The organism is Pseudomonas sp. TE3644, from assembly GCF_056278815.1.
This window is the reverse complement of sequence record NZ_JBWBQF010000001.1, coordinates 4,958,450-4,980,366: the sequence shown is the minus strand read 5'-3', so window position 1 is coordinate 4,980,366 and position 21,917 is coordinate 4,958,450. Positions and strand designations below refer to the sequence as shown.

Sequence of the window (21,917 nt, the reverse complement as noted above, 5' to 3'; positions counted from 1 at the left end):
ATAGCCCGTGGGTATGTGGTACAAATCTGTGGAGCCTCCCGTGCGCCAGCGTTATCTAGCCCTGTTCAGTATCTTCGCCAGCCTGCCCGCCATGGCTATCACTTTCCAGACCCGTCTGGAGAACGTCGAGTGGAAGGTCGAGGGCGACCAGTTCGAATGCCGACTTGTCCAGCCGATCACCGATTTCGGCTCGGGCGAGTTCGTCCAGCGCGCGGGCGAGGGCGCGGTGTTCAGCCTCAAAACCACCAGCCGGCTGTTGGGCCGCGGCTCGGCCACCCTGCTGGCTGCCGCGGCGCCGTGGCAGCCAGGCCGTGGCGACATCAACCTGGGCGCCGTGCGCATGGGCGGTGGCGGCACCTTGTTCAGCAGCTCCCAAGGCCAGGCCAGCCGTCTGATCGGTGGCCTGATCGAAGGCCGCAGCACCGTGGTGCGCACGTTCTCCGGCGAGACCGGTCGGCCCACTGAAGTACGCCTGCTGCCCGTCAAGTTCAACCAGGGCTACAGCGATTTCCAGGCCTGCACCACCAAGCTGCTGCCGATGAACTTCGATCAGGTCAGCCGCACTCAGGTCGGCTTCCCCGGCGGCGGTGCTGACCTGGACGCTGCCGACAAGCGTCGCCTGGACACGATCCTTGCCTATATGAAAGCCGACCCCACGGTGAATCACGTGGAGCTCGATGGCCATTCCGACAACAGCGGCAACCGCCTGACCAACCGCGACATGTCGCGCCGCCGCGCCCTGGCGGTGCTGGACTACCTGAAAGCGGCGGGCGTGCCGGAGACCGACATGGTGATGCGCTTCCATGGCGAGCAGTACCCGGTGGCGCCGAACACCACTGCGGCCAACCGTGCGTTGAACCGGCGGGTGAATATTCAATTGTCGCGGGTGCCGGTGGCGGACAAGCCGGCGGTGGCGCCTGAGGCGGTGCAGCAGGCACCTGCGCAGCCCGGTCCGGCCCAGCCCAAGCCGCCAGCACAGCTATAGCCTCTGTATTGCGACACAGTGTGGGAGCGGGTTCTACCCGCGAAAAGGACGGCGTGGGCTGACTGATGCACCGCGATGCCCTTTTCGCGGGCAGAGCCCGCTCCCACAGAAGAGAAAGAGGGTGGATAGGGTCGCCCGGGCGAAAGTTATTGTCGCTTCATCGTCATTTGCTGTCGCGCCTCTGTAATTCTGCGGGTTTGAGCGGTAGACTAATCGGCTTTCCGTACAACCCCGTGGAGTGATGGCATGGCGGACGTAAACAAGGTCGTTCTGGCGTATTCCGGCGGCCTGGACACTTCGGTGATCCTCAAGTGGCTGCAGGACACATATAACTGCGAAGTGGTGACCTTCACCGCTGACCTGGGTCAGGGCGAAGAAGTAGAGCCTGCTCGTGCCAAGGCGCAAGCCATGGGCGTGAAAGAGATCTACATCGACGACCTGCGCGAAGAATTCGTGCGTGACTTCGTGTTCCCGATGTTCCGCGCCAACACCGTCTATGAAGGCGAGTACCTGCTGGGTACTTCCATCGCCCGTCCCCTGATCGCCAAGCGCCTGATCGAGATCGCCAACGAAACTGGCGCCGACGCCATTTCCCACGGCGCTACCGGCAAGGGCAACGACCAGGTGCGTTTCGAGCTGGGCGCCTACGCCCTCAAGCCAGGCGTGAAAGTGATCGCCCCTTGGCGTGAGTGGGACCTGCTGTCGCGCGAGAAACTGATGGACTACGCCGAGAAGCACGCGATCCCGATCGAGCGTCACGGCAAGAAGAAGTCCCCGTACTCGATGGACGCCAACCTGCTGCACATCTCCTATGAAGGCGGCGTGCTGGAAGACACCTGGACCGAGCACGAAGAAGACATGTGGCGTTGGACCGTCTCGCCAGAGAACGCGCCTGACACCGCTCAGTACCTGGAGCTGACCTACCGCAACGGTGACATCGTCGCCCTTGACGGCGTCGAGATGAGCCCGGCCACTGTTCTGGCTACCCTGAACAAGATCGGCGGCGCCCACGGCATCGGCCGTCTGGACATCGTGGAAAACCGTTACGTGGGCATGAAGTCCCGTGGCTGCTACGAAACCCCAGGCGGCACCATCATGCTGCGCGCCCACCGTGCCATTGAGTCCATCACCCTGGACCGCGAAGTCGCTCACCTGAAAGACGAGCTGATGGCCAAGTACGCAAGCCTGATCTACACCGGCTACTGGTGGAGCCCTGAGCGTCTGATGCTGCAACAGATGATCGACGCCTCGCAGGTCAACGTGAACGGTGTGGTCCGCCTGAAGCTGTACAAGGGCAACGTCATCGTCACCGGCCGCAAGTCGGACGACTCGCTGTTCGACGCCAACATCGCCACCTTCGAAGAAGACGGCGGTGCCTACAACCAGGCTGACGCGGCGGGCTTCATCAAGCTCAACGCCCTGCGCATGCGCATCGCGGCCAACAAGGGTCGCAAGCTGTTCTGACAGCACCCTGGTTGAACCACAAAGCCCCGGCCTGTCCGGGGCTTTGTGTTTTTGGGCGTAATGTCATTTGCTGGCCGCGGCGGTGTAATCGGCAAGGGCGGTGAGTCGGCGGGTCAGGGTGGTCAGCGCGGCCTGTTCCAGGTCATAGGCGCTGACGACGCATTCGTTACTGCCGGCCATGGCGTGATTCAAGGCATGGTTCAACAGCGCGCCCATGGGGTTGAGCCGTTGAGACGTGCGGTACAGGATGATCAGGTGGCGTTCGCCGCTGCGTTCCGGGCACAGGATTTGGCTGATGGTGGCGCTAAGCTCCTCATCGGTGACGAAGTGCTGACAGTCGAGGATATACAGGGCTTTCGATTCACCCATGCGTTGCCTGCGTGCTTCTGCTGCGGGAGGTGGTGGAGGTGCTTGAGCTGGGCTGGGCGCTGCCGTGGCGACAGGCGCCACTATCGGTTCCGGGGCGGGTGGCGCGTGATGGCTGGGACTGGCTTCGGCGCTAGGCCCGTTGGCTATCTGGAGAAAGTCGTTCTCATTACTAAAGTCCGACGGCGAATACAACACCTTGTAATTGAAGTTTAGTGTTACAAAAAACAACAACGTAAGGAATGGCGGGAAGCCAATCAGGAACCACGTATACAGATCTTGGCTGTCATCTTTGAGAAAAGGCAATGACGCCAGTGCAGAGGCTTCGACTATTGCCGCAAATATGGCAATGATCGTCAGCGGGTTCTTGGTGTGCGCGGGTGGGCTGGTCATTGAAACTCCTTGGCACGGCATCAGTGCGGGCCGGCATCTGTCCTTGGAATGTTAGAGTTTCGATGGCAGTAGCCACTCGATGCATAGTTATTTTTGTTTGCGAATATGACGGCGGCAGGTGCCCGTATGCATGCCCCGGGAACTGCTGGCCTCAGCGAATCGCGCGGGGTGCAGGTCGGTCGGGGCGTCTGGCGGGATCTACCAGGTGCGGGGTTATTTACAGGCAGTTATAAAGAGTACAGATGCCTTTGTGGAAATCTGTCAGTTGGCAGTTGCGGGAGGCGCAAGGCAGTTTGAAACAGGTTGACTGGCTTGTAAGGAAATACTCAATTGCTGTCCATAAATCAATGTGCAATGCTCAATCACGTCATATATTTGTCAATGCAGGGCTACCAATTGTCGGAAAAATCTGGAGGGAACTTCAAGGAGTGAGGTTTTCTGTAGGAAATGTCTCTCTTGGCTGTAGGTTTTGTCTTTGCTGCTAGGTGGCTGGCGGCGATGCAATGCAAAGAGCCGGACGACTAGGCTATTGTGCGGGCTCTAAAAATTCGAACAGCGAAAATTGGATTTGCCATGAATAAAGTGCTGATCGTGGATGATCATCCTGTCGTTCGCCTGGCGGTGCGCATGCTGATGGAGCGCCACTGCTACGAGGTGGTCGGCGAGACGGACAATGGCGTGGATGCCTTGCAACTGGCTCGTGAGCATGAACCAGATATCGTCATATTGGATATTGCCATTCCCAAGCTCGATGGCCTGGAGGTGATCGCCCGCCTGGCCAGTGAAAAGCGCGCGGCCAAGGTGCTGGTGCTGACTTCGCAGTCGCCCGGACATTTTTCCATGCGCTGCATGCAGACCGGCGCCGCAGGGTACGTGTGCAAGCAACAGGAACTGACTGAACTGCTGAGTGCGATCAAGGCGGTGCTGTCGGGCTACAGCTATTTTCCCAACCAGGCACTGCACTCGGTACGCTCAAGCCTGGGCAATGCCTCGGAAGCGCAGATGATCGAACGCCTGTCCGGGCGCGAGATGATGGTGTTGCAGCAGTTGGCGCGGGGCAAGAGCAACAAGGAAATCGCCGACGGCATGTTCTTGAGCAACAAGACCGTCAGTACCTACAAGACCCGCTTGTTGCTCAAGCTCAACGCCCGCTCGCTGGTGGACCTGATTGAGCTGGCCCAGCGCAATGGCCTGGCGTGAACGCAGCCGTAGCCGCTGCCGCAGGCTGCGCTGGCCAGAGTGTGCGCTGAAGGTCTTGGGGGGATAAGCAGGGCCAGCGCAGCCTGGCGGCAGCGGCTACAGCGAGGGGCTACAGATCGAAGTCGTAATCGGCCAGCTGCTTTTGCAGGCGGCGCTCTTCCAGCAGGTTGTCGATGGTGCGGCGCTTGCTCAGGTTGGTTTTCGCCGTCTCTGCCGGCGCGTCAGCTTCATCGTTGTCGACAGGGGCAAACTCGTCTTCCACATCCAGTTCTTCTTTACCGGTGCTCATAAAGTCAACTCCAGGCTTGGAATGCCATTGGCGCACCTTATATCGGTAAATCAGCAGCGCGTAAAAAAGATTTTTTCAATCGCCTGATGGATTTTTTCAATAAGCAATCAATCGTCCGAGGTTTTGTGCTTGTAGTCGCACAGGTCCTCGATACGGCAGCTGCCGCAGCGCGGCTTGCGCGCCTGGCACACGTAGCGGCCATGCAGGATCAGCCAGTGATGGGAGTCCAGCAGATACTCCCTGGGCACAAACTTGAGCAGATTCTTTTCCACTTCCACCACGTTCTTGCCGGGTGCGATGCCGGTGCGGTTCGCCACCCGGAAAATGTGCGTATCCACGGCCATGGTCGGCTGCCGGAAGGCGGTGTTGAGCACCACGTTGGCGGTCTTTCGGCCTACGCCGGGCAGGGCTTCCAGTGACTCACGGTCCTGTGGGACTTCGCCGCCGTGCAACTCGACCAGCATGCGGCAGGCTTCGATTACATTGCGCGCCTTGCTGTTGTAGAGGCCGATGGTCTTGATGTACTCGGACAACCCCTCCACGCCCAGGGCGTGAATGGCCGCTGGCGTGTTGGCCACCGGGTACAGCTTGGCGGTGGCCTTGTTCACGCCCACGTCGGTGGACTGGGCGGACAGAATCACGGCGATCAGCAGTTCGAAGGGCGTGCTGTAGGCCAGTTCGGTCTTGGGTTCGGGGTTGTCTTCATGCAGCCGGCGGAAAATTTCCCGGCGTTTGACGTTGTTCATCGGTCACGGTGTCCTGGTTTGCACGGGGTCAAGGCTGGCCAAGCAGGCCCGCCAGATGCGCCTCCGCCTGCCTGGCTTCGTCGTCCAGGGTTTGCAGGCGTTCGAACTGTTGTTGCGTGGGCGGCGTGGTGTAGGCCCGCAGGGTCTTGCTCCACTGCGCGCGTGTCATGGCGGCGGCGATCTTGGCCTGCTTGAGCTGGGCGTCGACGTTGGCGGCCTTTTGCGCCTTGATGCGGGCCAGGGCGGCCTGTACCGGGTCGCTGACTGGCGCAGGCGCCGCAGCGGGCGCGGGCACTGGGGTGGCGCGCTGGGTTTCGCGGCGTGCGGCCAGGCGGGCCAGGCGGGCGTTGCGGTTTTCGAAGCGGCGGCGGGCACGGTCGCGCTTGAGCAGGCGGGCCTGGCGGTCTGCTTCGCTGTGCGCAAGGCCGCCGACGATGGCCAGGGTGGCATCGGGCAGCGGCCGCAGGTCGATGCAGTCCACCGGGCAGGGGGCCACGCACAGGTCGCAGCCGGTGCATTCGTCAGTGATGACCGTGTGCATCAGCTTGGCCGCGCCGAGGATGGCGTCCACCGGGCAGGCCTGGATACATTTGGTGCAGCCGATGCATTCGGCTTCACGGATATGGGCCACTTGGGCAGGGGCGCTGCCGCGGCTGGTGTCCAGCGCGATCACGGGCAGCTTGAGCAATTGCGCCAGGGCGCCGAGGGTTTCGGTGCCACCAGGGGGGCATTTGTTGATCGCCTCGCCTGCCGCGATGCCCTGGGCGTAGGGCAGGCAGCCACCGTGGCCGCATTTGCCGCACTGGGTCTGGGGCAGCAGGGCGTCGATGCGTTGGATCAGGCTCATGGGCGGGATTCGTGGGGGGCAGAGGTATTGATGGTGAGGCTACGGGCCTCTCGCGAGCAAGCTTTGCTCCCACAGTGTTGAGCCTGGCATAAATGCATGCCGTTACACTGTGGGAGCAATGCTTGCTCGCGATCGGTGCGACGCGGTGCGAAGGCTTACTTGATCCGCTGACCCGGCTTGGCGCCGCTGTCGGGGCTCAGCAGGTAGATTTCTTCGCCGCCAGGGCCGGCAGCCATGACCATGCCTTCGGACATGCCGAAGCGCATTTTGCGCGGCTTGAGGTTGGCAATCATCATGGTCAGGCGACCTTCCAGCTCGGCCGGGTTCGGGTAGGCGCTCTTGATGCCCGAGAACACGTTGCGTTGCTCGTCGCCGATGTCCAGGGTCAGGCGCAGCAGCTTGTCGGCACCTTCCACGTGCTCGGCCTTGAGGATCAGGGCCACGCGCAGGTCAACGGCAGCGAAGGTGTCGAACTCGATTTCGGCAGCCAGCGGCTCCTTGGCCAGCTCGCCGTTGCCGGCCGGGGCGTTGGAGGCCTGGGCGGCTTCCAGGTCTTCCTTGGAGGCGTCGACCATGGCCTGCACCTTCACCGGGTCGATACGGCTCATCAGCGCCTGGAACGGGTTCAGCTGGTGGTTGGCCAGCAGGGTGGCGTGGTCGGCCCAGGTCAATGGCGCCACGTTGAGGAACGCCTCGGCGTCGGCGGCCAGTTGTGGCAGCACCGGCTTGAGGAAGATCACCAACTGGCGGAACAGGTTCACGCCCAGGGCGCACACGGCCTGTACTTCGGCCTGCTTGCCTTCCTGCTTGGCCAGGGCCCAGGGGGCCTTGTCGGCGATGAAGGCGTTGGCGCGGTCGGCCAGGGCCATGATTTCACGCATGGCGCGGGCGAAGTCGCGGTTCTCGTAGGCTTCGGCAATGCTTGGCGCGGCGGCCAGGAACGCGTCGGTCAGCTCTGGCGCGGCATTTTCGGCCACCAGCACGCCTTCGTTGCCCTTGTGGATGAAGCCTGCGCAGCGGCTGGCGATGTTGACCACCTTGCCCACCAGGTCGGAGTTGACCTTCTGCACGAAGTCTTCCAGGTTCAGGTCCATGTCGTCCACGCCACGGCCCAGTTTGGAGGCGTAGTAGTAGCGCAGGTACTCAGGCGACAGGTGATCCAGGTAGGTGCGCGCCTTGACGAAGGTGCCACGCGACTTGGACATCTTCTGGCCGTTGACGGTCAGGTAGCCGTGCACGTTCACCGCAGTAGGCTTGCGGTAGCCGGCGCCTTCGAGCATGGCGGGCCAGAACAGGGCGTGGAAGTTGATGATGTCCTTGCCGATGAAGTGGTACAGCTCGGCGGTGGAATCCTTGGCCCAATAGGCGTCGAAGTCCAGGTCCGGACGGCGCGCGCACAGGTTCTTGAAGCTGGCCATGTAGCCGATTGGGGCGTCCAGCCATACGTAGAAGTACTTGCCGGGCTCGTCCGGGATCTCGAAGCCGAAATACGGCGCATCGCGCGAGATGTCCCACTCCTGCAGGCCACTGTCCAGCCACTCGGCCAGCTTGTTGGCGACGGCGTCCTGCAGGGTGCCGCTGCGGGTCCACTCCTGCAGCATGGCCTGGAAGTCAGGCAGCTTGAAGAAGAAGTGCTGGGAATCCTTGAGCACCGGCGTGGCGCCGGAGATCGCCGACTTGGGGTTCTTCAGTTCGGTGGGCGCGTAGGTGGCACCGCACTTTTCGCAGTTGTCGCCGTACTGGTCTTCGGCCGCGCATTTGGGGCAGGTGCCCTTGATGAAGCGGTCGGCCAGGAACATCTGCTTGTCCGGGTCGAAATACTGGGTCACCGAACGCTGGGAAATGTGCCCGGCGTCGCGCAGCTTCAGGTAGATCTGCGCGGACAGCTCGCGGTTCTCTTCGGCGTGGGTGGAGTGGAAGTTGTCGAACTCCACCAGGAAGTCGGCGAAGTCGGTGCTGTGCTCCACCTGTACGCCGGCGATCAGCTGTTCAGGGGTGATGCCTTCCTTTTCCGCGCGCAGCATGATGGCCGAGCCGTGGGCGTCGTCGGCGCAGACGTAGGTGCACTGGTTGCCGCGGTGCTTCTGGAAACGCACCCACATGTCGGTCTGGATGTACTCGACCATGTGGCCAAGGTGGATCGAACCGTTGGCGTAGGGCAGGGCGCTGGTGACGAGAATCTTGCGGGGCTCGGACATGGGGCTCGGCTACTTAGAAGTCAAAACAAGATCGGCCACTATAAAGGCCTGGCGGATTTTTTTCACCCCCGTAGCCGCTGCCGCAGGCTGCGCTGGCCCTCAAATGCACAGAAGATCTGCAGTGAGGCGGCTGGCCAGCGCAGCCTGCGGCAGCGGCTACGGGATTGGCGCAGATTTCCGGGCGCGGACGCGCTAGGATAGCCGTCTGTCTTGCTCAGTCTTTATAACGGGAGAACCCATGGGTGCCGTCAATCGCGCCGCCGTCGAAGCCGTACTTGGCCAGTACACCGACCCCTACCTGAACCAGGACCCGGTCAGCGCCGGGTGCGTGCGCGCCATCGATATCGAAGGCGGGCAGGTCAACGTAGTGCTGGAACTGGGTTACGCCGCCGGCCTGTTCAAGAACGGTTTTGCCCAGGTGCTGCAGACGGCCGTCGAAGGCCTGGAAGGCGTGACGCGCGCCACCGTGCGCATCGACTGCGTGATCGGCGCTCACAAGGCCCAGGCCCAGGTGCCGGGCATGGCCAACGTCAAGAACATCGTTGCCGTGGCCTCGGGCAAGGGCGGCGTGGGCAAATCCACCACCGCCGCCAACCTGGCCCTGGCGCTGGCCCGTGAGGGCGCCCGCGTGGGTATCCTCGATGCCGACATTTATGGCCCCAGCCAGGGCGTGATGTTCGGCATCCCCGAGGGCACCCGGCCGCAGGTCAGGGACCAGAAGTGGTTTGTGCCGATCAAGGCCCATGGCGTGGAAGTAATGTCCATGGCCTTCCTCACCGACGACAACACGCCGATGGTATGGCGCGGCCCGATGGTGTCCGGCGCGCTGCTGCAGCTGATCACCCAGACCGCCTGGGACGACCTGGATTACCTGGTGATCGATATGCCGCCAGGCACCGGTGACATCCAGCTGACCCTGGCGCAGAAAGTGCCGGTGGCAGGCTCCGTGATTGTCACCACCCCTCAGGACCTGGCGCTGCTGGATGCACGCAAGGGCGTGGAGATGTTCCGCAAGGTCAACATCCCGGTGCTGGGCGTGGTGGAGAACATGGCCGTGCACATCTGCTCCAACTGCGGCCATGCCGAGCATCTGTTTGGCGAAGGTGGCGGCGCGAAGCTGGCGGCGCAGTATGACGTCGAGGTACTGGCGTCGTTGCCGTTGTCGATGGTGATTCGCGAGCAGGCCGACAGCGGCAAGCCTACGGCCATTGCCGAGCCGGAAAGCCAGATTGCCATGGTCTACCAGGAGCTTGCCCGCCACGTGGGCGCGCGCATTGTGATGCAGGAAGCGGCAGCGCCGGCGATGCCGAGCATTACCATCTCTGACGACTGAGTCGCTGTAGCCGCTGCCGCCAGGCTGCGCTGGCCTATGCTTCGCTGGAGATCTTCAGTGAATGCAAGGGCCAGCGCAGCCTGGCGGCAGCGGCTACGGCGAATTGCAGGCATAAAAAAACCCCGCTCGAGAGCGGGGTTCTTTTGAACTGTTCAGTACAAGTTAGATAACTTGAACTTCTTCAGCTTGCATGCCTTTCTGGCCGCGGGTAGCGACGAAAGAAACTTGCTGGCCTTCTTTCAGGCTTTTGAAGCCGTCAGCTTGGATAGCTTTGAAGTGTACGAACAGGTCGTCACCGGATTGTGGAGTGATGAAGCCGAAGCCTTTTTCATCGTTGAACCACTTAACGGTACCGGTTTGGCGATTGGACATGGTAAATCTCCTTGGACAAAGTTAACTGCGGCTCAGGAAATGCCCTGGCCGAGACTGAGTGCAAAGAGCAGGAAAATTCATGAAGATGTAAAACATCGGGTAGAGATTCTCAGTGACACAAGCAACACAGTGACGCCACCTTAACCCTTTTTCAGGGGCCTGCCAATGCCCTGATACACGAATATCCCAAATCATGACTGACGGTGTGGGCAAGTGACGAAAAGTCGCAGTTTTAGAGGGCTGCAGCGCACCGAATGACCGGGCGGTCCAGCTAAATGTCCCTGGTGCTTTGAGCCATGGCGCGTGGTCCGGTAAGATGCGGGCATCATTTTCACCACCTCGCTATTCAGGACACCCCGCCATGAGCATCAAATCGGACAAGTGGATTCGCCGCATGGCGCAAGAGCACGGCATGATCGAGCCTTTCGTCGAGCGCCAGATGCGTGGCGAAGGCGCCGACCGCCTGATCTCCTTCGGTGTGTCCAGCTACGGCTACGACGTGCGCTGCGCCGACGAATTCAAGGTGTTCACCAACATCAACTCGGCCACCGTCGACCCCAAGAACTTCGACGAGAAGAGCTTTGTCGACGTCAAGAGCGACGTGTGCATCATCCCGCCCAACTCCTTCGCCCTGGCCCGCACCGTGGAGTACTTCCGTATCCCGCGCAACGTGCTGACCATCTGCCTGGGCAAGAGCACCTACGCGCGCTGCGGCATCATCGTCAACGTCACCCCGCTGGAACCTGAGTGGGAAGGCCACGTGACCCTGGAGTTCTCCAACACCACCACGCTGCCGGCCAAGATCTACGCCAACGAAGGCGTGGCGCAGATGCTGTTCCTGGAGTCGGACGAAGAGTGTGAAGTGTCCTACAAGGACCGCGGCGGCAAGTACCAGGGCCAGCGCGGCGTCACCCTGCCGCGTACATAATCCGACAGGCGCAAGGAATTAGTCGGCAAATCGGCACTCTATCCAGGTGAACAGTTCCGTTTCGCGTCGCGCGAAACGGGCCTTTGACCAGGGAGTGCCTATGAAAATCGACCCGACCATCAGCGCTGAACTGGCCAGGCTGGAGCCCAACCAGATTGGCGTGCTTGCCTGGACCTTGCTGGCCAACCCCATGGCCCATCTGTCAGGCGGCGTACCGGGCCAACCGGATCCCGACCCCAACCCGGATTACCCGCAGCCTGAAGAACCGGGCGAGCCGACCATCCCCGATCAGCCCCCACCTGCGCCCGTCGCCTGACGTCGCACTGGCCACACCTGGCCGTCGCCGACCACGAACAGTGTCTCGTCGCGGCCTGGGTGTACCGCATGGCCGCCGGTAAAGGCGCCAAACGCCGGTAGCAGGCTGACATCCCCACCCAACCTGAAACACGGCAGGCGCAGGCTCTGGCGGCCCCTGCCGTGCAGCCGATACACCGGATGCACATGCCCGGCCAGTACCGGCAGGTGCGGGTGCGCGTCGGGTTCGTGCTGCAACGCGAACGGCCCCAATAACAACGGCTCTGCCACCACCTCGAACGCCAGGCTTGCCGGTGGGTCGCCCGCACGGCGGTCGTGGTTACCCCTGATCAGCGTCACCGCCAATTGCCCGTGCCGTTCGCGCCACTGTTGCAGCGCAGCCAGGGTTGCGGGCCCCTGCGAGCCAGGGGCATGCAGAAAATCGCCCAGGAAGATCAATTGCTGGCAGTCATAAGCGGCCAGCAATCGATCCAGCACCGCCAGGTTGCTGGCCGTGGTGCCATGGGGCACCGGCTGGCCCAGGCGGCGATAGGCGGCCGCCTTGCCGAAGTGGGCGTCGGCAATTAGCAGCGCTCGCCGCTCGGGCCAATAGATGGCTTTGTCGGGCAGCAGCCACAGGCTGGTGCCATGAAAGTCGACGGCGTGATGAGTGCTCATGGCCCGGCCGCCGTTTCCAGGTCGCTGACCATCCGTGCAATACGGTCGGCGAGTTTTTCGCTGCTGAGGCTTTCGCGGAATCGCTCCACCATCAGCGGGAACGCCAGCGGCGTGGCGCGCTTGAGGGCATGCAGGTCCAGGCGCTGGCCCTGCATGCGCACCAGCGTCTGCTCCAGACGTTCCACATCCAGCTCCTGACGCAACACTTCCTCCTGGGCCTGGGTCAACAGCAGGTTGCCGGCGTCGTATTGCTTGAACACTTCGAAGAACAGCCCGCTGGAGGCTTGCACCTGGCGGGTGCTTTTTTGCGAGCCGGGATAACCCCCGAACACCAGGCCTGAAATACGCGCGATCTCACGAAACCGGCGCAGGGCCAGCTCGCCGGCATTGAGGCTTGCCAGCACGTCAGCCAGCAACTGGTCCGGGCTAAGCAGCGCGCCATTGAGCCACTGTGGCCAGTCTACGGCGGTGGCACTGAGCAATTCGAAGCCGTAGTCGTTGACGGCGATGGAGAACGTCAGCGGCTGGCGCTGACTCATGCGCGAGGCCAGCAGGCTGCCCAGGCCCAGGTGCACCTGGCGGCCGGCAAAAGGGTAGAGGAACAGGTGCCAGCCTTCGCGCGATTTCAGGGTTTCGGCCAGCAGGGTGCTTGGCGTAGGCAGGGCCGACCAGTGCTGCTGCACTTCCAGCAACGGCTGCACGGCGCGCATCGGCGGGCTCTGGTATTCGCCTTGGGCAGCCAGGCCCAACTGGCGTACCAGCGCATCGGCCAGTTCGCTGGACAGCGGCATGCGCCCACCATTCCAGCGCGGTACGGCGGCCTTCTTGGCGGTGCTGCGCTTGACGTAGGCGGTCATGTTTTCCACCCGTACCAGCTCCAATTGGCGGCCGGCAAACAGGAAACCGTCGCCGGGGCGCAGGCGGGCAATGAAGCCTTCTTCGACGCTGCCGAGCGAACGCCCGCCGCCGCCCTTGCTCCAATATTTCAGTTGCAGGCTGGCGTCGCTGACGATGGTACCGATGCTCATGCGATGACGGCGTGCCAAGCGCGCGTCGGGCACGCGCCAAATGCCGTGTTCGTCGGGCTCCACCCGGCGGTAATCGGGGTAGGCCGTGAGCGAGTGGCCACCGTGGCGGACGAAGGCCAGCGCCCATTGCCATTCATCGTCGGTGAGCTCCCGGTAGGCCCAGGCGCTGCGCACTTCTTCCAGCAGTTCGTCGGGCAGAAACCCGCCGCCCAGGGCCATGCTGACCAAGTGTTGCACCAGTACGTCCAGGGGCTTGCGCGGCGATTCACGTGGCTCGATCTGCCGCGCGGCCACCGCCTGTTCTGCGGCCGCGGCTTCCACCAGTTCCAGGCTGTGGGTAGGCACCAGGGTGACCCGCGACGGCCGCCCGGGCGCATGGCCCGAGCGCCCGGCGCGCTGCATCAAGCGCGCCACGCCCTTGGCCGAACCGATCTGCAGCACGCGTTCCACGGGCAGGAAGTCCACGCCCAGGTCGAGGCTGGAGGTGCACACCACGGCCTTGAGCTGGCCATCCTTGAGCGCGCGCTCCACCCAGTCCCGGGTTTCCCGGGCCAGTGAGCTGTGGTGCAGGGCGATGATGCCTGCCCAGTCGGGGCGCGCGTCGAGGATGGATTGGAACCAGATTTCCGCCTGGGAGCGGGTGTTGGTGAACGCCAGGCAACTGCTGCTGGAATCGATCTCGGCCACGACCTGATCGAGCATGCGCAGGCCCATGTGCCCGCCCCAGGGGAAGCGTTCGATTGCTGCGGGCAGCAGGGTGTCGACTTCGATGCGCTTGGCTTCGGCGCCTTGCACCGTAATGCCTTGCTCGATGCCCAACAGCACGTCCTGGGCGTGGGCCTGATTGCCGAGGGTGGCCGAGATGCCCCACACGATCAACCCAGGCTGCCAGCGCCGCAGACGCGCCAGGGCCAGTTGCAGCTGCACGCCGCGCTTGTTGCCGATCAGTTCGTGCCATTCGTCCACCACCACCATCGCCAGGCTGGCAAATTCAGTCTTGGCGTTTTCGCGTGCCAGCAGCAGGGTCAGGCTTTCCGGGGTGGTGATCAGCGTGGTGGGCAGGCGGCGGCCCTGGCGGGCGCGTTCGGCGCTGCTGGTGTCGCCGGTGCGCAGGCCCACGGTCCAGGGCAGCTTCAGCTCGTCCACAGGGGTGAGCAGGGCGCGATGGGTGTCGGCGGCCAGGGCGCGCATGGGGGTGATCCACAACACCGTCAGGGGGGCGGTGCGGCTGCCTGGTTTGGCGAAGCGGTTGAGGGCGGCGAACCACAGGGCGTAGGTCTTGCCGGCGCCGGTGCTGGCGTGCAGCAGGCCTGACTGCCCGGCCTTCACGGCCGCCCATACCTGCTTCTGGAAGGCGAAGGGTTTCCAGTGGCGGTCGGCGAACCAGTGTTTGGCGTGGTCGGGCATTGGCGCTGTCCGTGGGGGTTAAACCAGAGACAGCGGCGGTGGAAGGTTAGTTGCGACGCGTGTAGCCGCTGCCGCAGGCTGCGCTGGCCAGGGTGGACGCTGGAGATTTCCAGTGGGGCATGGGCCAGCGCAGCCTGGCGGCAGCGGCTACAAATTACTTCAGGTTGCCACTGAGGAACTGGCGCAGCCGCTCGCTCTTGGGATTGCCCAGCACATCCGCCGGCACACCTTCTTCTTCCACCAGCCCCTTGTGCAGAAACATCACTTGGCTGGACACCTGCCGGGCAAAGCTCATCTCGTGGGTCACCATGATCATGGTGCGGCCTTCCTCGGCCAGGCCCTGGATCACCTTCAGCACTTCGCCCACCAGCTCCGGGTCCAGCGCCGAGGTGGGTTCGTCGAACAGCATCACCTCAGGCTCCATGGCCAGCGCGCGGGCAATGGCCACGCGCTGCTGTTGGCCGCCGGAGAGGAAGGCCGGGTATTGATCGGCCACGCGCGCCGGCAGGCCGACCTTGTCCAGGTAACGGCGGGCACGCTCTTCGGCTTCGTGCTTGCTCACGCCCAGCACCCGGCGCGGGGCCATGGTGACGTTTTCCAGCACGCTCATGTGGCTCCACAGGTTGAAGTGCTGGAACACCATGGCCAGGCGCGTGCGGATGCGCTGCAGCTCGTGCGGGTCGGCCACGCGCATGCCGTGGCTGTCCTGCACCATGCGCACGGCCTTGCCATCCAGGCTCATGGCGCCGTCGTTGGGGGTTTCCAGAAAGTTGATGCAGCGCAGGAAGGTACTCTTCCCCGAGCCGCTGGCGCCGATCAGGCTGATGACGTCGCCGGTCTTGGCCTTGAGCGAAACGCCCTTGAGCACTTCGTTGTCGCCATAGCGTTTGTGCAGGCCATCGATGGTCAGTTTGTACATGGGCAATCAGGTCTCAAGGCGAAAGAAGGTAGCCGCTGCGGTAGGCTTCACGGCCGGCCACGTGGGCCACGACCATGCCGGCGGTGGCCATGCGCCGCAGCGAGCGGGCGTACAGCAGCCCCGGCTGGGTGCAGCGCACGGGCGTGATGCGGTCGGTAATGGGGTCGATGACGTCGGCAATCAGCTGGCCGGCGCTCATCTCTTCGCCCGGCAGCACGTGGAACACCAGCAGGCCGCCCGCCGCGGTGGTCACCGGCTCCACGGCCGCCAGCGGCGTGGCCGGGTACAGCAGCTCGGGCTGCGGCGCGGCAGTACCGGCGATAGCGCCGAAATCGGTCAGGTAGTCCAGGATCGCATCGGCGTCGGCACCGGCCGTATGGTGGTCGACGTCCAGTTGGCCGCGCAGCTCCACGGTCACCGAGAAGCTGCCCTGGGGGATCTCGAAGCGGTGGTTGAAGCGCTGCTGCAGCTCCCACCACACCAGCGTGAAGCATTCGTCGAACGAGTGCCCACCGGAGTCGGTGGCCAGCAGGCTGGCCTGGGCGCCCAGGTAGCGCGACAGCGGCTCCACCTTGGGCCACGCCTCGGGGGTGGTGTACAGGTGCGCCACGGCTTCGAAGTCGCAGTGCAGGTCCAGCACCATGTCGGCGTCGCAGGCCAGGCGTTGCAGGGTCAGGCGCTGGGACTGCAACTGGGTGTCCGGCACCTGGGCTTCCAGGGCGCGGCGCAGGCTGGCGCGGATCAGCCGCGCGTTGTGCTGCGGGTCGTCGCCCAGGTGCGGCTCCACCTCGTCGCCCACCTGGTCACTGACATCGACGAACAGGCGGTTGAAGTTCTGCCCGCTCTCCAGCTCGTAGCGGCCCAGCGGCACGTCCATCAGCACCTGCTCAAGGCCCACCGGGTTGGCCACCGGCACCAGGACGATTTCGTGGTTCAGGCGCCCGGTCTGTTCCAGCTCGCGCAGGCGCTGCTTGAGGTGCCAGGCCACCAGCATGCCGGGCAACTCGTCGGCGTGCAGCGAGGCCTGGATGTAGATTTTACCGGCGCCGTCCGTGGGGCCGAAGTGGAAGCTGTGGATCTGCCGGCCGGTGCCAGGCACCGGGCTGATCAGGTCATGGGTGCGATGCAGCATGTGGGGTTCCTAGTGCGCAGGGCCGAGGAAGGCCAGCCAGCGGCGTTCGGCCAGGCGAAACAGGCCCACCAGCGTGAAGGTGATGGTCAGGTAGATCAGCGCCGCGATGCCGAACGACTGGAACGTCAGGAAGGTGGCCGAGTTGGCGTCGCGCGCCACCTTGAGGATGTCCGGCACGGTGGCGGTGAAGGCCACGGTGGTGGAGTGCAGCATCAGGATCACTTCGTTGCTGTAGAAGGGCAGCGAACGGCGCAGGGCCGACGGCATGATCACGTAAGTGTAGAGCTTCCAGCCGGTCAGGCCGTAGGCCTTGGCGGCTTCGACCTCGCCGTGGTTCATGCTGCGGATGGCCCCGGCGAAAATCTCCGTGGTGTAGGCGCAGGTGTTGAGGGCGAAGGCCAGGATGGTGCAGTTCATGGCGTCGCGAAAGAACGCATTGAGCTCTGGCTGGTTGCGTACCGCTTCGATGCTGTAGATGCCGGTGTAGCAGATCAGCAGCTGGATATACAGCGGCGTGCCGCGGAACAGGTAGGTGTAGAACTGCACCGGCCAGCGCACCCAGAAGTGGCTGGACACGCGGGCGATGGACAGCGGGATGGACACCATGAAGCCGATGGCAATGGAGGCCGTCAGCAGCCACAGGGTCATGGCCAGGCCGGTGATGTGCTGGCCGTCCGAATACAGGAACGGGCGCCAGTATTGCTGCAACAGTTCGATCATCGCACCGCCTCCCGGCTGCCTGCGCTGTAACGCCGTTCGGCCCAGCGCAACACCACGTTGGAGGCGCTGGTGATCAGCAGGTAGATGATGGCCGCCAGGACCAGAAAATAGAACAACTGGTAGGTGCTTTTGCCGGCGTCCTGCGCGGCCTTGACCAGGTCGGCCAGGCCGATGATCGACACCAGCGCGGTGGCCTTGAGCATCACCATCCAGTTATTGCCGATGCCCGGCAGGGCAAAGCGCATCATCTGCGGGAACACCACGTAGCGAAAGCGCTGGCCGCGTTTCAGGCCGTAGGCGGTGGCCGCTTCCACCTGGCCGCGCGGCACGGCGAGGATCGCGCCACGGAAGGTTTCGGTGAAGTAGGCGCCATAGATGAACCCGAGGGTGATCACACCGGAGGTGAAAGGATCGATCTCGATGTAGTCCCATTCCATGGCATCTGTGAGATTGGTCAGCCAGGTTTGCAGGCTGTAGAAGATCAGCAGCATCAGCACCAGGTCGGGCACGCCGCGGATCAGGGTGGTGTACAACTGGGCGGGCACGCGCAGCAGCTTGACGCTTGAAAGCTTGGCCGTGGCGCCCAGCAGCCCCAGGCACACGCTGACCAGCAGTGACAGCACTGCCAGTTTGATGGTCATCCAGGTGCCTTGCAGCAGGATCGGGCCGAAACCCTTCAGGCTGAGTGCCGAAAGGCCCAGGTTTTGTAATAGGTCGTCGAACATGGATCAGGCCTGTGCAGGTAGAAAAAACGCCTTCCCCCTGTAGGAGGAAGGCGTTGTCACCAAAGGTTACTTACCGCTGTACAGGTTCAGATCACCGAAGTGTTTCTTCTGAATGGTGTCGTAAGTGCCATCCTTGTGTAACGCTTCGATACCTTTGTCCAGCAGGGCCTTGAGCTCTTTGTTACCTTGTTTGATACCGATGGCGGTCTTGGCCGGCAGCAGTGGGTCATCCACCGGCTTGCTGACTTCGTAGCCCTTGCCGGCGTCGGACTTCAGGAAGCCCAGTTCAGCCTGCAGCATGTCCTGGATCGAGGCGTCCAGACGGCCGTTGGTCAAGTCGGCATACACCTGGTCCTGGTTGGCGTACGGCTGGATCTTCACGCCGGCCGGTTCCAGCTTGGCCTTGGCGTAGGCTTCCTGGATGGTGCCTTGCTCGTAGCCCACGGTCTTGCCTTTGAGCGATTCGGGGGTGCCGTAGTCTGCACCTTTTTTGAACACCAGCGCGGTCGGGCCGGAGAACAGTTCGCTGGAGAAGTCGATGACCTTCTCGCGGGCTTCGGTCACGGTCATGGACGAGATCACGCCGTCGAATTTACCGGCGTTCAGGCCGGGCACCATGCCGTCGAAGTCGTTCTCGACCCATTTGCACTGCACTTTGAGTTCTTTGCAGATGGCGTTGCCCAGGTCGATGTCAAAGCCCACCAGGCTGCCGTCGGCGGCCTTGGATTCAAAAGGTGCGTAGGACGGGTCCACGCCGAAGCGCAGTACCTTGTAATCCTTGGCCATCGCGGCGCCAGCAGACAAACATAAGGCCAGAGCAGAAAGGGTCAGCAATGCTTTTTTCATTGTGCAGTCCTTAGAACCTGAGAAGAGCGTACAGGCGTACGCGACATTCGTTACCGGCGGATGCCAGACATCATTGTGATAGCAATTTTCGCACCACAGTCCCCGAACGAGCGTTTAAATGGGGCACTGCAAAGGCTCTGGCGCAGCGGCCTGCCCAAAAAAGGGCGAGCCCGAAAACGCGCCCCAAAAGTGGGCGTTCAGCCCAGCAAGTCTTGCAGCGTAGCCAGACTATCGGCTTCTTCCACCGGCTTGTCATGCCGCCAGCGCAACATGCGCGGAAAACGTACGGCAATGCCGCTTTTATGACGTTTTGACAGGGCAATACCTTCAAAACCGAGCTCGAACACCAGGGTGGGACGCACGCTGCGCACGGGGCCGAACTTCTCCACGGTAGTCTTGCGCACGATGGCATCGACTTGGCGCATTTCCTCGTCGGTGAGCCCCGAGTAAGCCTTGGCGAAGGGCACCAGGGTGCGCTCGCTGGCCTCGGGCGGGCCGTCCCATACGGCGAAGGTGTAGTCGCTGTACAGGCTGGCGCGCCGACCGTGGCCGGCCTGGGCGTAGATCAGCACGGCGTCGACGCTGAAGGGGTCGACTTTCCATTTCCACCAGGTGCCCATGTCCTTGGTGCGGCCCACCCCGTACAGCGCGTCGCGGGCCTTAAGCATCATGCCTTCCACGCCCAGGCGGCGGGAGTGTTCGCGCTGTTGGTCGAGGTCCAGCCAATCAGTGCCTTGCACCACGGGCGACAGGCGCAACACCGGGGCCGCGGTGGCGGTCACCAGCGTTTCCAGTTGAGCGCGTCGTTCAGCCTGGTTGCGGCTGCGCCAGTCATGGCCCTGCCACTCCAGCAGGTCGTAGGCCAGCACCGCCACGGGGATCTCTTCGAGCAGCTTCTTGCTCAAGGTCTTGCGGCCGATGCGCTGTTGCAGCAGGGCGAAGGGCTGCACCTGGTCTTTCCACACCACGATTTCGCCGTCGATGACGGTGCCGTCCGGCAGGCTGTGCTCCAGTGCCAGCAGCTCCGGGAAACGATCGCTGACCAGTTCTTCGCCCCGGGACCAGATCCACAGGCGGCCGTCGCGCTTCACCAGTTGGGCGCGGATGCCGTCCCATTTCCATTCCACTTGCCAGTCGCTGACCGGGCCCAGCAATGCTTCGAACTGGTCGGTGGGTTGTTGCAGGGCGTGGGCCAGGAAGAACGGGTAGGGCTGGCCGCCGCGCTGGGCATGTTCGTCGGCGGACTCGGCGGCGATCAGCTTGCGGTAGCTGTCCGCCGTGGGGCGATGGGACAGGTCGGTGTAGCCCACCAGGCGCTGGGCCACGCGCTTGCTGTCGATGTCGGCCAGTTGCGCCAGGGCGCGGGTAACCAGCAGTTTTGATACGCCCACGCGGAAGCTGCCGGTGATCAGTTTCAGGCACACCATCAGGCTTTGCCGGTCCAGCTGCGCCCACAGCAGCGGCAGGCGTTCGGCCAGGGTCTCGGGCGGCAGGCCGCGCAGGGGCAGCAGGGCCTGTTCTACCCACCAGGCCAGGCCCTGATCGCTGCTGTGGAACGATTCGGGCAGTAGCAGGGAAAAGGTTTCGGCCAGGTCGCCGACGGCCTGGTAGCTTTCTTCGAACAGCCATTCGGGCAGCCCGCTGGTGCTGACGGCGATGTCGCGCAGCACCCGGCTGGGTACCAGTTGCCGGGGGCGGCCGCCGGACAGGAAGTACACGGCCCACGCCGCATCATCGGCCTGGGCGTGGCTGAAATAGTCCAGCAGGGCGTCGCGCTTGGCGTTGGTGGAGGTGGTTTCGTCCAGGCGGGCGTAGAGCTCGGCAAAGGCTTTCATGCGCTGGCCTGCTCCTGCTCTTCATCGCCGTACTCGGTGGTAAAGCCCTGGGCGTCCAGCCCCAGGTCGCGCAGGTAGCGCACCAGCACCGCCACCGAGCCGTGGGTGACCATCACCCGTTCGGCGCCGGTTTGTTCGATCGCCCATAACAGCCCCGGCCAATCGGCATGGTCGGACAGCACAAAGCCACGGTCCACGCCGCGCCGCCTGCGGGTGCCGCGCAGGCGCATCCAGCCGCTGGCGAAGGCATCGCTGTAGTCGCCGAAACGGCGTATCCAGGTGCTGCCGCCGGCCGAGGGTGGGGCCAGGATCAGCGCCTGGCGCAGGGCGGGGTCGGTCTTTTTGAAGTCGCCGGCGTAATGGGTTTCGGGAATATGAATGCCGCCTTCGCGGTACACCCGGTTCAACGGCTCCACAGCACCATGCACCAGGATCGGCCCGATGCTGGCGTCGATGCCGTGCAGAATGCGCTGCGCCTTGCCGAAGGCGTAGGCGAACAGCACGCTGGCTTTGCCGGCCTGGGCATTGGCGCGCCACCAGCTGTCGATTTCGTTGAAGATTTCCTGCTGCGGCTGCCAGCGGTAGATGGGCAGGCCGAAGGTGGATTCGGTGATGAAGGTGTGGCAGCGCACGGGCTCGAACGGCGTGCAGGTGCCGTCGGCTTCCACCTTGTAGTCCCCGGAGGCGACCCATACTTCGCCCTGGTATTCCAGGCGCACCTGGGCTGAGCCCAGCACGTGGCCGGCGGGGTGGAAACTGAGGGTGACACCGTGGTGCACCAGGCGCTCGCCGTAATCGAGCGTCTGCAGATTGATGTCGGCGCCCAACCGCGCTCGCAGAATGCCGGCGCCGGGGCTGGCCGCCAGGTAATGCTGGTTGCCCGTGCGCGCGTGGTCGCCATGACCATGGGTGATCACCGAGCGCTCCACCGGACGCCAGGGGTCAATGTAAAAATCCCCTGGTGGGCAATACAGGCCTTCGGGGCGGGCGATGACGAGGTCCATGGGGTGCGGCCTGTGCAGGAGGGGCTTAAATCTCAGAGGTATCCCTGGTGGTGGAAGTTCGTAATTTGTGATGCGCTGCGCCCGGACCCATGCTCGCCCCTGAAATCGCCCCAGCCCCGTAGCCGCTGCCGTCAGGCTGCGCTGGCCCGCGTCAACCCTGAAGATCTCCAGCGAGGCGCAGGGCCAGCGCAGCCTGGCGGCAGCGGCT

Annotated in this window: 20 protein-coding genes and 1 pseudogene; 6 read left to right on the top strand and 15 right to left on the bottom strand. The window is 63.4% G+C overall.

What is annotated here, in order from left to right:
• Window positions 1-40: 40 nt before the first annotated feature.
• Window positions 41-985 (top strand): flagellar protein MotY, encoded by a 945-nt coding sequence (locus ACZ9GA_RS21950; protein WP_457360776.1) that lies wholly within the window; start codon window positions 41-43, stop codon window positions 983-985.
• Window positions 986-1,231: 246 nt separating this feature from the next.
• Window positions 1,232-2,449, top strand: a complete 1,218-nt coding sequence (locus ACZ9GA_RS21945; protein WP_455924394.1) for an argininosuccinate synthase — start codon at window positions 1,232-1,234, stop codon at window positions 2,447-2,449.
• 63 nt (window positions 2,450-2,512) lie between these two features.
• On the opposite strand, the gene ACZ9GA_RS21940 is transcribed toward ACZ9GA_RS21945, so the two are convergent.
• Window positions 2,513-3,208 carry a hypothetical protein gene (locus ACZ9GA_RS21940; protein ID WP_457360777.1) on the bottom strand — a complete coding sequence of 232 codons (696 nt, stop codon included), beginning with the start codon at window positions 3,206-3,208 and terminating at the stop codon, window positions 2,513-2,515.
• 573 nt (window positions 3,209-3,781) lie between these two features.
• Between ACZ9GA_RS21940 and ACZ9GA_RS21935 the strand changes: the two genes are divergently transcribed.
• Window positions 3,782-4,408, top strand: coding sequence for a response regulator (locus tag ACZ9GA_RS21935; protein WP_027977185.1), 627 nt, complete (start codon window positions 3,782-3,784; stop codon window positions 4,406-4,408).
• Window positions 4,409-4,517: 109 nt separating this feature from the next.
• On the opposite strand, the gene ACZ9GA_RS21930 is transcribed toward ACZ9GA_RS21935, so the two are convergent.
• The 4 genes and pseudogenes from ACZ9GA_RS21930 to metG all read right to left on the bottom strand — a co-directional run bounded on the left by ACZ9GA_RS21930 (window position 4,518) and on the right by metG (window position 8,488).
• Window positions 4,518-4,697 (bottom strand): PA3496 family putative envelope integrity protein, encoded by a 180-nt coding sequence (locus ACZ9GA_RS21930; protein WP_457360778.1) that lies wholly within the window; start codon window positions 4,695-4,697, stop codon window positions 4,518-4,520.
• A 107-nt stretch (window positions 4,698-4,804) separates the two neighbouring features.
• Window positions 4,805-5,443 (bottom strand): endonuclease III, encoded by a 639-nt coding sequence (nth, locus tag ACZ9GA_RS21925; protein ID WP_027977187.1) that lies wholly within the window; start codon window positions 5,441-5,443, stop codon window positions 4,805-4,807.
• Window positions 5,444-5,492: 49 nt separating this feature from the next.
• A pseudogene (locus ACZ9GA_RS21920) lies at window positions 5,493-6,290 on the bottom strand (RnfABCDGE type electron transport complex subunit B); the annotation flags it as partial.
• Between the two features lie 155 nt (window positions 6,291-6,445).
• Window positions 6,446-8,488: a methionine--tRNA ligase gene (gene metG, locus ACZ9GA_RS21915; RefSeq protein ID WP_457360779.1), complete on the bottom strand. Its 2,043-nt coding sequence runs from the start codon at window positions 8,486-8,488 to the stop codon at window positions 6,446-6,448.
• A gap of 238 nt (window positions 8,489-8,726) precedes the next feature.
• Between metG and apbC the strand changes: the two genes are divergently transcribed.
• On the top strand, window positions 8,727-9,821 hold the full coding sequence (apbC, locus tag ACZ9GA_RS21910) for an iron-sulfur cluster carrier protein ApbC (protein ID WP_457360780.1): 1,095 nt from the start codon (window positions 8,727-8,729) through the stop codon (window positions 9,819-9,821).
• A gap of 162 nt (window positions 9,822-9,983) precedes the next feature.
• On the opposite strand, the gene ACZ9GA_RS21905 is transcribed toward apbC, so the two are convergent.
• Entirely contained in the window at window positions 9,984-10,193 is a 210-nt protein-coding gene (locus ACZ9GA_RS21905) for a cold-shock protein (protein WP_008365925.1), read from the bottom strand.
• A gap of 361 nt (window positions 10,194-10,554) precedes the next feature.
• Between ACZ9GA_RS21905 and dcd the strand changes: the two genes are divergently transcribed.
• Both dcd and ACZ9GA_RS21895 read left to right on the top strand, forming a co-directional pair.
• The gene (dcd, locus tag ACZ9GA_RS21900; RefSeq protein ID WP_003184751.1) at window positions 10,555-11,121 is read left to right on the top strand and encodes a dCTP deaminase; all 567 of its coding nucleotides are present in this window, start codon (window positions 10,555-10,557) and stop codon (window positions 11,119-11,121) included.
• A gap of 100 nt (window positions 11,122-11,221) precedes the next feature.
• Entirely contained in the window at window positions 11,222-11,437 is a 216-nt protein-coding gene (locus tag ACZ9GA_RS21895; protein WP_457360781.1) for a hypothetical protein, read from the top strand.
• Here ACZ9GA_RS21895 and pdeM read toward each other — a convergent pair.
• The 9 genes from pdeM to ACZ9GA_RS21850 form a co-directional block, all read right to left on the bottom strand.
• Complete coding sequence (pdeM, locus tag ACZ9GA_RS21890) at window positions 11,410-12,093, bottom strand: ligase-associated DNA damage response endonuclease PdeM (protein WP_457360782.1); 684 nt, start codon at window positions 12,091-12,093, stop codon at window positions 11,410-11,412. The two genes, ACZ9GA_RS21895 and pdeM, sit on opposite strands and share 28 nt — an antisense overlap.
• The gene (locus tag ACZ9GA_RS21885; protein WP_457360783.1) at window positions 12,090-14,528 is read right to left on the bottom strand and encodes a ligase-associated DNA damage response DEXH box helicase; all 2,439 of its coding nucleotides are present in this window, start codon (window positions 14,526-14,528) and stop codon (window positions 12,090-12,092) included. The genes pdeM and ACZ9GA_RS21885 overlap by 4 nt, the downstream gene beginning before the upstream one ends.
• Window positions 14,529-14,682: 154 nt before the next feature.
• The gene (locus ACZ9GA_RS21880) at window positions 14,683-15,447 is read right to left on the bottom strand and encodes an ABC transporter ATP-binding protein (RefSeq protein ID WP_457360784.1); all 765 of its coding nucleotides are present in this window, start codon (window positions 15,445-15,447) and stop codon (window positions 14,683-14,685) included.
• A gap of 13 nt (window positions 15,448-15,460) precedes the next feature.
• Window positions 15,461-16,579 carry a succinylglutamate desuccinylase/aspartoacylase family protein gene (locus ACZ9GA_RS21875; RefSeq protein ID WP_457360785.1) on the bottom strand — a complete coding sequence of 373 codons (1,119 nt, stop codon included), beginning with the start codon at window positions 16,577-16,579 and terminating at the stop codon, window positions 15,461-15,463.
• Window positions 16,580-16,588: 9 nt separating this feature from the next.
• Window positions 16,589-17,299 (bottom strand): ABC transporter permease, encoded by a 711-nt coding sequence (locus ACZ9GA_RS21870; RefSeq protein ID WP_457360786.1) that lies wholly within the window; start codon window positions 17,297-17,299, stop codon window positions 16,589-16,591.
• On the bottom strand, window positions 17,296-18,024 hold the full coding sequence (locus ACZ9GA_RS21865; protein WP_457360787.1) for an ABC transporter permease: 729 nt from the start codon (window positions 18,022-18,024) through the stop codon (window positions 17,296-17,298). The genes ACZ9GA_RS21870 and ACZ9GA_RS21865 overlap by 4 nt, the downstream gene beginning before the upstream one ends.
• A 66-nt stretch (window positions 18,025-18,090) precedes the next feature.
• Window positions 18,091-18,870, bottom strand: a complete 780-nt coding sequence (locus ACZ9GA_RS21860) for a transporter substrate-binding domain-containing protein (RefSeq protein WP_457360788.1) — start codon at window positions 18,868-18,870, stop codon at window positions 18,091-18,093.
• A gap of 197 nt (window positions 18,871-19,067) precedes the next feature.
• On the bottom strand, window positions 19,068-20,705 hold the full coding sequence (locus tag ACZ9GA_RS21855; protein ID WP_457360789.1) for an ATP-dependent DNA ligase: 1,638 nt from the start codon (window positions 20,703-20,705) through the stop codon (window positions 19,068-19,070).
• Window positions 20,702-21,709 carry a ligase-associated DNA damage response exonuclease gene (locus ACZ9GA_RS21850; protein WP_457360790.1) on the bottom strand — a complete coding sequence of 336 codons (1,008 nt, stop codon included), beginning with the start codon at window positions 21,707-21,709 and terminating at the stop codon, window positions 20,702-20,704. The genes ACZ9GA_RS21855 and ACZ9GA_RS21850 overlap by 4 nt, the downstream gene beginning before the upstream one ends.
• Window positions 21,710-21,917 lie beyond the last annotated feature (208 nt).

Excerpts from the sequence above, each read along its gene's own strand:
- ACZ9GA_RS21945 (WP_455924394.1), top strand. The coding sequence starts at position 1,232 with ATGGCGGACGTAAACAAGGTCGTTCTGGCGTATTCCGGCGGCCTGGAC.
- ACZ9GA_RS21940 (WP_457360777.1), bottom strand. The coding sequence starts at position 3,208 with ATGACCAGCCCACCCGCGCACACCAAGAACCCGCTGACGATCATTGCC.
- ACZ9GA_RS21935 (WP_027977185.1), top strand. The coding sequence starts at position 3,782 with ATGAATAAAGTGCTGATCGTGGATGATCATCCTGTCGTTCGCCTGGCG.
- ACZ9GA_RS21930 (WP_457360778.1), bottom strand. The coding sequence starts at position 4,697 with ATGAGCACCGGTAAAGAAGAACTGGATGTGGAAGACGAGTTTGCCCCT.
- nth (WP_027977187.1), bottom strand. The coding sequence starts at position 5,443 with ATGAACAACGTCAAACGCCGGGAAATTTTCCGCCGGCTGCATGAAGAC.
- metG (WP_457360779.1), bottom strand. The coding sequence starts at position 8,488 with ATGTCCGAGCCCCGCAAGATTCTCGTCACCAGCGCCCTGCCCTACGCC.
- apbC (WP_457360780.1), top strand. The coding sequence starts at position 8,727 with ATGGGTGCCGTCAATCGCGCCGCCGTCGAAGCCGTACTTGGCCAGTAC.
- ACZ9GA_RS21905 (WP_008365925.1), bottom strand. The coding sequence starts at position 10,193 with ATGTCCAATCGCCAAACCGGTACCGTTAAGTGGTTCAACGATGAAAAA.
- dcd (WP_003184751.1), top strand. The coding sequence starts at position 10,555 with ATGAGCATCAAATCGGACAAGTGGATTCGCCGCATGGCGCAAGAGCAC.
- ACZ9GA_RS21895 (WP_457360781.1), top strand. The coding sequence starts at position 11,222 with ATGAAAATCGACCCGACCATCAGCGCTGAACTGGCCAGGCTGGAGCCC.
- pdeM (WP_457360782.1), bottom strand. The coding sequence starts at position 12,093 with ATGAGCACTCATCACGCCGTCGACTTTCATGGCACCAGCCTGTGGCTG.
- ACZ9GA_RS21885 (WP_457360783.1), bottom strand. The coding sequence starts at position 14,528 with ATGCCCGACCACGCCAAACACTGGTTCGCCGACCGCCACTGGAAACCC.
- ACZ9GA_RS21880 (WP_457360784.1), bottom strand. The coding sequence starts at position 15,447 with ATGTACAAACTGACCATCGATGGCCTGCACAAACGCTATGGCGACAAC.
- ACZ9GA_RS21875 (WP_457360785.1), bottom strand. The coding sequence starts at position 16,579 with ATGCTGCATCGCACCCATGACCTGATCAGCCCGGTGCCTGGCACCGGC.
- ACZ9GA_RS21870 (WP_457360786.1), bottom strand. The coding sequence starts at position 17,299 with ATGATCGAACTGTTGCAGCAATACTGGCGCCCGTTCCTGTATTCGGAC.
- ACZ9GA_RS21865 (WP_457360787.1), bottom strand. The coding sequence starts at position 18,024 with ATGTTCGACGACCTATTACAAAACCTGGGCCTTTCGGCACTCAGCCTG.
- ACZ9GA_RS21860 (WP_457360788.1), bottom strand. The coding sequence starts at position 18,870 with ATGAAAAAAGCATTGCTGACCCTTTCTGCTCTGGCCTTATGTTTGTCT.
- ACZ9GA_RS21855 (WP_457360789.1), bottom strand. The coding sequence starts at position 20,705 with ATGAAAGCCTTTGCCGAGCTCTACGCCCGCCTGGACGAAACCACCTCC.
- ACZ9GA_RS21850 (WP_457360790.1), bottom strand. The coding sequence starts at position 21,709 with ATGGACCTCGTCATCGCCCGCCCCGAAGGCCTGTATTGCCCACCAGGG.